11 protein-coding genes are annotated in these 9,611 nt (G+C 31.6%); 10 read left to right on the top strand and 1 reads right to left on the bottom strand.

The genetic code is table 11. The features are described 5' to 3' along the window. The 3 genes from B3R94_RS13445 to B3R94_RS13435 all read left to right on the top strand — a co-directional run. The coding region (locus tag B3R94_RS13445) for an MATE family efflux transporter (RefSeq protein WP_291101451.1) at window positions 1-420 on the top strand (420 nt) is incomplete at its 5' end. 1 nt (window position 421) lies between these two features. After that, window positions 422-658, top strand: a complete 237-nt coding sequence (locus tag B3R94_RS13440; RefSeq protein ID WP_038336082.1) for a hypothetical protein — start codon at window positions 422-424, stop codon at window positions 656-658. 121 nt (window positions 659-779) lie between these two features. After that, on the top strand, window positions 780-2,555 hold the full coding sequence (locus B3R94_RS13435; protein WP_291101449.1) for an AMP-dependent synthetase/ligase: 1,776 nt from the start codon (window positions 780-782) through the stop codon (window positions 2,553-2,555). A gap of 57 nt (window positions 2,556-2,612) precedes the next feature. Here B3R94_RS13435 and B3R94_RS13430 read toward each other — a convergent pair whose 3' ends face one another. Next, the gene (locus B3R94_RS13430; RefSeq protein WP_115001061.1) at window positions 2,613-3,302 is read right to left on the bottom strand and encodes a zinc metallopeptidase; all 690 of its coding nucleotides are present in this window, start codon (window positions 3,300-3,302) and stop codon (window positions 2,613-2,615) included. Between the two features lie 205 nt (window positions 3,303-3,507). On the opposite strand from B3R94_RS13430, the gene B3R94_RS13425 reads away from it, so the two are divergent. The 7 genes from B3R94_RS13425 to B3R94_RS13395 all read left to right on the top strand — a co-directional run. After that, a complete protein-coding gene (locus tag B3R94_RS13425; RefSeq protein WP_125350449.1) occupies window positions 3,508-4,629 on the top strand; it encodes a GNAT family N-acetyltransferase in 1,122 nt (373 codons plus the stop codon). Window positions 4,630-4,782: 153 nt separating this feature from the next. Further along, window positions 4,783-5,940: a M14 family zinc carboxypeptidase gene (locus B3R94_RS13420; protein WP_291101445.1), complete on the top strand. Its 1,158-nt coding sequence runs from the start codon at window positions 4,783-4,785 to the stop codon at window positions 5,938-5,940. A gap of 35 nt (window positions 5,941-5,975) precedes the next feature. Beyond that, entirely contained in the window at window positions 5,976-6,527 is a 552-nt protein-coding gene (locus tag B3R94_RS13415; protein WP_280051598.1) for a TlpA family protein disulfide reductase, read from the top strand. Next, on the top strand, window positions 6,520-7,137 hold the full coding sequence (locus B3R94_RS13410; RefSeq protein WP_052217853.1) for a DUF4230 domain-containing protein: 618 nt from the start codon (window positions 6,520-6,522) through the stop codon (window positions 7,135-7,137). Before B3R94_RS13415 ends, B3R94_RS13410 begins: the two co-directional genes overlap by 8 nt. A gap of 121 nt (window positions 7,138-7,258) precedes the next feature. Continuing rightward, window positions 7,259-8,299 carry a tetraacyldisaccharide 4'-kinase gene (gene lpxK / locus B3R94_RS13405; RefSeq protein ID WP_291101443.1) on the top strand — a complete coding sequence of 347 codons (1,041 nt, stop codon included), beginning with the start codon at window positions 7,259-7,261 and terminating at the stop codon, window positions 8,297-8,299. Then, the gene (locus tag B3R94_RS13400; protein ID WP_115001055.1) at window positions 8,283-9,095 is read left to right on the top strand and encodes a purine-nucleoside phosphorylase; all 813 of its coding nucleotides are present in this window, start codon (window positions 8,283-8,285) and stop codon (window positions 9,093-9,095) included. Before lpxK ends, B3R94_RS13400 begins: the two co-directional genes overlap by 17 nt. Window positions 9,096-9,217: 122 nt before the next feature. Next, window positions 9,218-9,611: hypothetical protein (locus tag B3R94_RS13395; RefSeq protein ID WP_291101440.1), on the top strand; the 394-nt coding region annotated here is incomplete at its 3' end.

The raw sequence follows: 9,611 nt of genomic DNA, 5'->3' as shown, positions 1-9,611 counted from the left end.
TTATCATTTATGATTTTGTGCGGAATTTTATTCATTATTTTCCGTTATCAATTACCAACAATTTATTTAGACAATCCAGATGTTATCAATTTAGCTGCATCATTATTAATTATTGCCTCGCTTTTCCAAATGTCAGATGGCGTTCAATTGGTATTATTAGGTGCTTTGAGAGGAATGACCGATGTTAAAATTCCTTCTATTCTAACGTTTATATCATATTGGTTAATCGCAATTCCGATTGGTGTAGTATTAGCAATTGTTTTCGAAATGCGTGCGTTTGGAATGTGGATTGGTTTAGGAACTGGATTAACAGCTTCGGCAGTGTTTTTGATGATTCGTTACAATCGTCAAACGAAGAAAATGATTAGGGAAAATCCTAATACAGAAATAATTTTAGAAGATAAATTAAAAAACATATAAAATGGAATTACCAAAATTTTTATTGGCTGATAACTCTACAATGCCAGACAAAATCTTTATTTTACATACAGATTATCCTCGTTTTTTATTAGACGTAGAAACTGACGATATCGAGTGGTTTGAAGATATTTCTGAAGAAGAAGATAACGAAGAATTTAATACTGAAATTGCTAATTTAATCGAAGACGCTTTAGATTTTTATGATCAAGAAATGTCTTTGTTAGATGACGAAGAATAAGTCTTAAATTAATAAAATTTCCATGTTTTTATTGGTGTAAGATTTACACTAAAATAATTTTATATGCTTGCATTATAATTTTTTTATTAGTATTTTGCAACTAAGAAAATTATTCAAAACCATGGAAATAAAAAGATTATTTGATTTTCCGCAAAATCAATTAGAAAATAATCCTCGAGAAGATGCATTGGTGTCTAAAGTGAACGGAACTTGGGTGAAAACATCTACGCAAGAATACGTTGGCAAAGCAAATGCATTTAGTCGAGGATTATTACAATTAGGAATCAAGCCACAAGATAAAATTGCAATAGTCACTTCAACTAATCGTACCGAATGGAACATCTGTGATATCGGTATTCAGCAAGTTGGCGCGATTTCCGTTCCATTATATCCAACACTTTCGGAAGATGATTTTGATTATATCTTAAACAATGCTGAATGTAAATTTATCATTGTTTCTGATAAAGGTTTATATGATACGGTTGCAGCCGTAAAAGATAAAGTGTCAACATTGGTTGGTATTTATAGTTTTGATGAAATTGCTGGAGTTCCAAATTATAAAGAAATTTTAGATTTGGGTGAAGATAATTCAACGCAACATGAAGTGGATAGTATCAAAGAGATGATAAAACCATCTGATATGGCGACTTTGATCTATACTTCAGGAACAACAGGTCGTCCGAAAGGTGTTGTATTAACGCACGAGAATATCGTTTCTGATGTTTTAATGTCTGTTGATCGTATTCCAGATTTTCCAAATCATGCGATTGCGTTAAGTTTTCTTCCGATTAATCATGTTTTCGAACGTATGTTGATTTATTTGTATCAACATTTGAGTATTGGAATTTGGTATGCAGAAAGCATCGATAAATTAGGAGATAATATGAAAGAGGTCAAACCACATGTAATGACGGTTGTGCCTCGATTAGTTGAAAAGGTTTACGATAAAATTTACAATACAGGTGCTTCTGCAGGAGGTCTTAAAACGAAAATTTTTATGTGGGCTTTAAGCCTTGTTGAAGATTACGATCCTTATAATCCAAAAGGTGGATTATTTGGGTTGAAACATTCTATCGCGAAAAGTTTGGTTTTCAGTAAATGGAAAGAAGGAGTTGGAGGAAATTTAGTATGTATGGTGTCGGGATCTGCACCTTTAGCAGCACGTTTGAATCATATTTTCTGGGGTGCTGGAATTCCAATTTTAGAAGGTTATGGTTTGACAGAAACTTCTCCTGTAATTTCGGTGAATTGTATGAAGAAAGATGGTTTCGGAATCGGAACTGTTGGTGCTCCATTAAAAGGAATCGAGGTTAAAATTGCAGAAGATGGAGAGATTTTAGTCAAAGGTCCTAACGTTACACAAGGTTATTATAAAGATCCTGAAAAAACTGCTGAAGCATTCACACCAGATGGTTATTTCAAAACGGGTGATATTGGAGTTCTTGAAAGAGGTTTACTTAAAATTACTGATCGTAAAAAAGAGATGTTCAAAACTTCTGGAGGAAAATATATTGCACCTCAAATTATTGAAAATAAATTCAAACAATCTCGTTTTATTGAGCAAGTAATGGTTGTTGGAGAAGGAGAGAAGATGCCTTGTGCGATTATTCAACCTAATTTTCAAGTGTTGAAAGATTATTTACGTATCAAAGGAATTGCTGAACCTGCAACGAAGGCAGATTTAATTAAAGAGCCTGCAAATTTAGATATTATAGGTCGTGAAATTGAAAAAATGAATAAAGGTTTAGGACATTGGGAACAAATCAAAAAGTTTGAATTAACTCCTGATGAATGGACAATTGATGATGGATTATTAACGCCAACATTAAAATTGAAACGTAAAAATGTCTTGGCTAAATATCAAGATTTATACAATAAATTATACGATAAGAAATAATAAAAAATCCCTTCAAAAATTTTTGAAGGGATTTTTTAATTTTATAATAATTAAGTTTTAATCTCGTCGTCCGCCCATTGCCATCATTACAAAATAAAGTAATTGCGCTAATGAACCAATCGCCGCTACTACATAAGTTCTTGCAGCCCATTTTAATGAATCTTTTGCGCCTTCATATTCGTTTGGCATTACCATATTGTTTCCTTTTAACCAAGCTAACGCACGGTTGGAAGCGTCATATTCTACAGGTAAAGTAACAAATGCGAAAACTGTTGTTACCGCAAATAAGAAAATACCAATCCACAATAAAGTTGCATTTTTAGATGAAGCCATTACGATTAATCCTAACATCAAAATCCATTGATTTAAGCGAGATGCAACGTTTACCATTGGAACCATTTTCGAGCGTAATTGCAACATATTATATCCAACCGCATGTTGTACTGCGTGACCACACTCGTGCGCTGCAACTGCCGCCGCCGCTGCATTTCGTTCGTGGTAAACAACTTCCGATAAGTTTACCGTTTTATCAGCAGGATTGTAATGATCCGTCAATTGTCCAGGAGTAGATATAACACGAACATCGTGAATGTTATTATCAGAAAGCATTTTTTCGGCAATCTCTTTTCCTGACATTCCGTTTGCTAAATGTACTTTCGAATAATACTTAAATTTACTTTGCAGTCGGTTACTAACAAACCAACTAATCAGCATAAATAACCCAATAATAATGTAATAACCTGTCATCTATTTTCTATTTTATTTTTTAATCAATTTTAATATTTATTCAAAATTCAAAAAGTATTCCAATAAGTGAATAGAGACAAAAATAGCAGAAAAGTTAGTTTTTTTGGCAGAGTTCTGTATTAAATCATATAAAAATGAACAAAAACTGACATTTTGCTCAAAAATTTTTGAATTGAAATTACAAAACTCATTACCTTTGTAAGCTATGAGTATTCGCATAATAGAAGTACAATCAAAACACGATTTGGAAGCATTTATTAAGTTTCCGATGAATTTGTATAAGGATAATCAATATTACGTTCCACCCTTTATTAATGAGGAGAAGGAAACATTAGATGTTTCTAAAAATCCCGTTTTTAAAGATGCTGAAGCGCGTTATTTTCTTGCTGAAAAAGAAGGTAAGATTGTGGGACGTGTTGCGGCAATTATCAATTGGCAAGAAGTCAATAATCAACAAAAACGTAAAATGCGTTTCGGCTGGTTTGATATGATTGATGATATCGAAGTCACGAAAGTACTTTTGGCAAAAGTCACGGAAATAGGTAAAGAAAATCAATTAGAATATATAGAGGGACCAGTTGGTTTTTCGAATTTGGAAAAGGCAGGTTTGCTAACTTTCGGATATGATAAATTGGCTACAATGGTTGGTTTATATAATTTTCCGTACTATGCGCAACACTTAGAATCATTAGGTTTTGAAACGGCTAATGAGTGGGTGGAATATGAATTGGCTGCACCAACAGAATTGCCAGAAAAGGTTATCAAATTTAATAAAATTATTCGAGAACGTTACAAATTACGAGAATTGAAGTTTACAAAAACTTCTGAAATTATTCCGTATGTCGACGAAATGTTCGATTTGTTAGATAAAACTTACAGCGAATTGGATACTTATGTGCCAATTGCGGATTACCAAATAGAATATTACAAAAAGAAATATATTCCGTTTATCAATCCAGATTTTGTGAACTGTATTGTTGATGAAGACGGAAAAATGGTTTCGTTTGCAATTACGATGCCTTCTTACTCGAAAGCGATGCAAAAAGCGAAAGGTAAAATTTTTCCTTTTGGTTGGTGGCATTTGATGAAAGCAAGTAAAAATAATGATTCTGCTCAATTTTATTTGATTGGAATTGATCCGAAATTTCAAGGAAAGGGAGTTACAGCATTGATTTTTAATGCAATGTTTGATACGTTTAGAAACAACGGGATCAAATTTTTGGAAACAAACCCTGAATTAGCGGACAACGAAAGTATTCAAGTTTTATGGAAAGCTTATGATCCTGTAAATCACAAACGTCGCAAAACTTTCAAGAAATCAATTTAGTATAAATAATAATGTTATATATTTTGAATTAAAATTTGTCAATTCGAGTGATTTTTAGAAAGATTATTTCTGAAAATTATATCGAGAATTAAGATGAATTATATTTTCTAAAAATTTATAGCATAGAACTTATAAACGTATAACGTAAAAAATATGTTTGATATTCATCAATTAGAGAAAGAATATTCAACTTTCAGACAAGAAGGTTTTGATTCGAAATGGTTAAATTTTGAAGCTTTAAATCAATATTTTTCATTAAAATCAACTCAAAAAGAACAAATTGGAACATCTTTTTTAGGAAACGAGATTTATAAATTAAGTTTCGGCACTGGAGAAAAACGTTTATTAATTTGGTCTCAAATGCACGGAAACGAATCTTCTGGAACGCGTGCAATGTTTGATGTGATTAATTTTTTTGAACAAAAATCTGAATTAGCTCAAACCATTTTATCTCAATTGACGATTGATTTTATTCCGATGCTAAATCCTGATGGTGCAAATGTTAATACACGTAGAAATGCGGTTGGAATTGACATTAACCGTGATTTTTTAGCAAAAGAATCAACAGAAATTCATGTTTTGTTAGATCAAGTGGAAAAAGGAAATTATCAAACCTTATTCAATTTGCATGATCAACGTACGATTTTCAATGTTGGACAAACCGCTAAACCAGCGACTTTATCATTTTTAGCGCCTTCTTATAATGTTGAAGAAGATGTGAACGAAGTTCGTGAAAAAACGATGGGAATTATTCAGGCAATGAATACTGAATTACAAAAAGTGATTTCTGGTCATGTAGGTCGTTATACATCAGAGTTTTATCCGATGTCTACTGGGGATAATTTTACAAAAATGGATTATCCGTGCGTATTATTTGAAGCGGGACATTTTCCAAATGATTATCAACGTAATACAACAAGAAAATACAATGCATTGGCTATTTTAGGGGGATTGAATGCGTTAGCTACGCAAGAAAATTTTCCGTTTGATGAATATTTATCGATTCCTCAAAATGGACAAAAGTATTTGGATATTGTGATTCATAATGTTAAAATTCAAAATGGAGAAAACTCTTCAGTTGTCGATTTGGGAATTTATTTTGAAGATGAATACAACGAAGAAAATAATTCGGTAGAGCAAATCGCAAAAATTATTGAAATTGGTGATTTGCGAAAATTTATTGGTCATCTCGAAATTGATGCTGAAAAACAAGTTTATAAAGGAGCATCCAAAAATTATCCTTTATTGAATCAATTGGCGACTTTCGAAATTGGCTCAATTAAAGTTGAAAATGGGCAAATCATTTCATAATTATTTATACATTTAACCTATAAACTAAAAATACAATGAAAAAAATATTGGCAATTGCACTTGTGGCAATGTTGGGTTTTTCTACACAATCGTTTGCTCAAAATAAAGTGTTGAATCGTACGATTACAGCTGAAAATGGGAAGAAAATGTTGACGGGAGAATTTACAAGAAAAGCGTTGGAAGAAGATGATTTTAAGGATTGGTACCACCACGAATATGAAACGTACGAAGTTGAAAAAAGTAAATTGAAAGGTTTAAAAGATTTACGCAATTATCGTTTGGAAGTTTTTGTAGGAACTTGGTGTCCAGATTCTCGTCGTGAATTGCCGCGTTTGTACAAAATTTTAGATGATATTAAATTTCCTCAAAATCGTTTGAAAGTGATTGGTGTAAATCGTCAAAAGAAAAGTTTCAACGGAGAAGAAATCAATAAAAATGTGACTCACGTTCCGACAATTATCGTATATAATAATAAAAAAGAAGAAGTTGGTAGAATTGTAGAATCTCCAGTTTCGGGCTATCTAGAAGAAGATTTGGCACAGATTGTGAATGGTACGCCATTGACTCCAAATTATGCAAATGAATAATTTAAAGAAAATAATTCTTGTTGTTGTAGCCTTTATTTTTGGTGTGATGATAACGTATTTCATCATGGATAAATTCAAATCTGAAAGCTATACCGAACAATCTCATGTGATTGCGTATCAAATCGAACGAATGAATAAAATGATTGTTGCAGAACAAACCTATTCAGATTTATACAATCACACGTCAAAAAAATCGTTGCCAGGTTTAACTGATATTTTTTCTGCGGATAAAAAGGTGACACTTTTGGTGAAAGCCAAAGCGCAAGCAACATATGATTTGAAAAAAATGGATATTGAATTGGATTCGGTGAATAAAAAAATTATCATCAAATCTATTCCTCCAGTTGAAATTCAAGTGTATCCAGATGTTAGTTTTTATGACATGGATCAAAGTGTTTTCAATAAATTTAGTAAAGATGATTTGAACGGAATTAAGAAACGTGCTGTAGAGCATGTAGAAAAAACCGTTGATCAAACCAAACTAAAACAAGAAGCACATCAACAATTAATTCAAAATCTTGGCGATTTGTATTTCCTTGCCAAAACCTACGGTTGGAAGATAGAGGATAAAACGAGTTACGCCAACGAATTGAATAAATTATACGATTAATAAATAATTAAAAACCTGTTCCGATAGAATAGGTTTTTTTTCGCTGAATAAAGAAATGAAGTGTTTCTTTTTTTAGAATTAAAATTGAAAATAGTATTTTCGCTTAATATTAAAAATAAAAATGAATTGGCGTAGATTTTTACTTCCATTTTCTGGTTTATATTGGATTGGAACTTCGGTTCGAAATCTGTTTTACAATATAGGAATGATGCGTTCATCATCATTCAAAATTCCAATTATTAATGTTGGAAACCTGTCTGTTGGCGGAACGGGAAAGTCACCTCATATTATGTATTTAATTGATTTGTTGAAAGACGAAAAATTAATTGCAACATTGAGTAGAGGATATGGACGAAAAACAAAAGGTTTTTTGATTGCAAATTATTCATCCAAAGTTTATGATATTGGAGACGAACCAATGCAGTTTTTTCAACGTTTCAAGAACAGAATTTTGATTGCAGTTTGCGAAGATAGAGCTTTTGGTGCGCAAAAATTAATTGATCATTACAATGCAGAAGCAATTTTGTTAGATGATGCCTATCAACATCGTGGGATAAAAGCTGGTTTCAATATTTTGTTGACTGATTACAATAATCCATATTACAAAGATTTTTTATTGCCAGCAGGTGATTTGAGAGAGAGTAGAAGTGGAGTTCGTCGTGCAGATATTGTTATTGTAACGAAATGTCCAGACAGAATATCGGAAGAAAAGCACAAAGAAATTTCGAAAAAGATTAAGTTAAGATCTCATCAGCAATTATTTTTCTCGAAAATTGTTTATGATAACAAATTGATTGGGAAATTGGATAATGTTGAGAAATCGACTTGGAAAAATCTGAATGTTATTTTAGTTACAGGAATTGCTAAAACAGATGGTTTGGTAAAATTTGCGGAAGAAAACTTTGCAAATGTCTTGCATTTAGAATATCCAGATCATCATAATTTTAGTCAATCAGAAATTGAGTATATTTACAAACGATACGAAGATACGGAAGGTAGAAAGCGTTTTGATAAAATTATCATGACAACGGAGAAAGATTATATGCGTTTGATGGAAGAATCCATGATAAAAGACGATTTATACTACATTCCGATTAGTATCGATATTAACGATAAAGAAAAATTTAATCAAACTATTTTAGAGTATGTTGGACAGAATTAATGAGGCTGTAAAGTACATCAATAATTTATTGCCAGATCAACCAGAATTTGTAATTGTGTTAGGGTCTGGATTAGGAAAATTAGAAGACGAAGTAGAAAATAAAGTTGTTATTAGCTACAAAGATATACCAAACTTTCCTCAAGTAACAGTAGAAGGGCATAAAGGTCATTTAGTATACGGAACTATTTTAGGTAAAAAAGTTTTGATGATGGCTGGTCGTTTTCATTATTACGAAGGATATTCGATGGAAGAAGTAACGTTCCCAATGCGTGTTTTCAATGGATTAGGAATTAAGAAAGTTGTTTTATCGAATGCTTCTGGAGGTGTTAATCCAAATTTCCAAGTTGGAGATATTTTATTGGTAAAAGATCATATTAATATGATGCCAGAACATCCTTTACGCGGAAAAAATATTGACGAATTAGGACCTCGTTTTGTGGATATGTCTAAAGCATATGACAGAGAAATGTTGAATGAAGCGGCAGAATTTGCAAAAGCAAATGATATCCTGGTTCATCAAGGAGTTTATGTAGGATTACAAGGACCAACTTTCGAAACGCCATCTGAATACGGATTGGTTCGTTTTATTGGAGGAGATTGTGTTGGTATGAGTACAGTTCCTGAAGTTATTGTTGCTCGTCACATGGATATGCGCGTTTTCTGTTTATCTATTATTACAGATTTAGGTGGACCAGAAATTTCATTCGATGTTTCGCACGAAGATGTATTAAATGCAGCGAATACAGCAATGCCAAATGTAATTCGCGTGGTAAAAAGCGTAATCGAAAATTGTTAAAAAAATAATTTTTAGTTCATAAAATAAAAGCAGCGTCTGATATATTCTATCGGACGCTGTTTGTTTTTAGTAAAATAAAATTTATTATATTGGATTTTATTTATTGTAATTTTAAATAAAAAATGATTAAAGAAATAATTTTACAATATATTGAGCAACTCAATGAACTTGAATCAACAAATTTTAAAATTGTTATAAATAAAGATTGGGAAAACATTGATGATGATATTGAAATTATATATTGTGGTGATAATCCTGGTAAAACAGAAAAAGCAGAAAATAGATATTTTGTAGGCAAAGCAGGAAGCGAACTTGACTTTTTTATAAAAGTAAATAATAGAAGACTTAATGTTACTAAATCTATTTTTTTTAATAAAACACCTTGTTATTCAATTAAAACAAAAGATATTACCAAAGCTAAGGATTTAAATCAAGTCGTTCATAAAAGTATTGAGTTGACAATAGATTGTTTAGCGAAAATTTTTGAATATAAACAAATGGCGGTTTCAAGTTGCT

Source organism: Empedobacter sp. UBA7611 (genome assembly GCF_002484365.1).
GTDB classification, from domain to species: domain Bacteria; phylum Bacteroidota; class Bacteroidia; order Flavobacteriales; family Weeksellaceae; genus Empedobacter; species Empedobacter falsenii_B.
The sequence above is the reverse complement of the archived record's forward strand: the minus strand, read 5'-3'. Positions and strand labels throughout refer to the sequence as shown.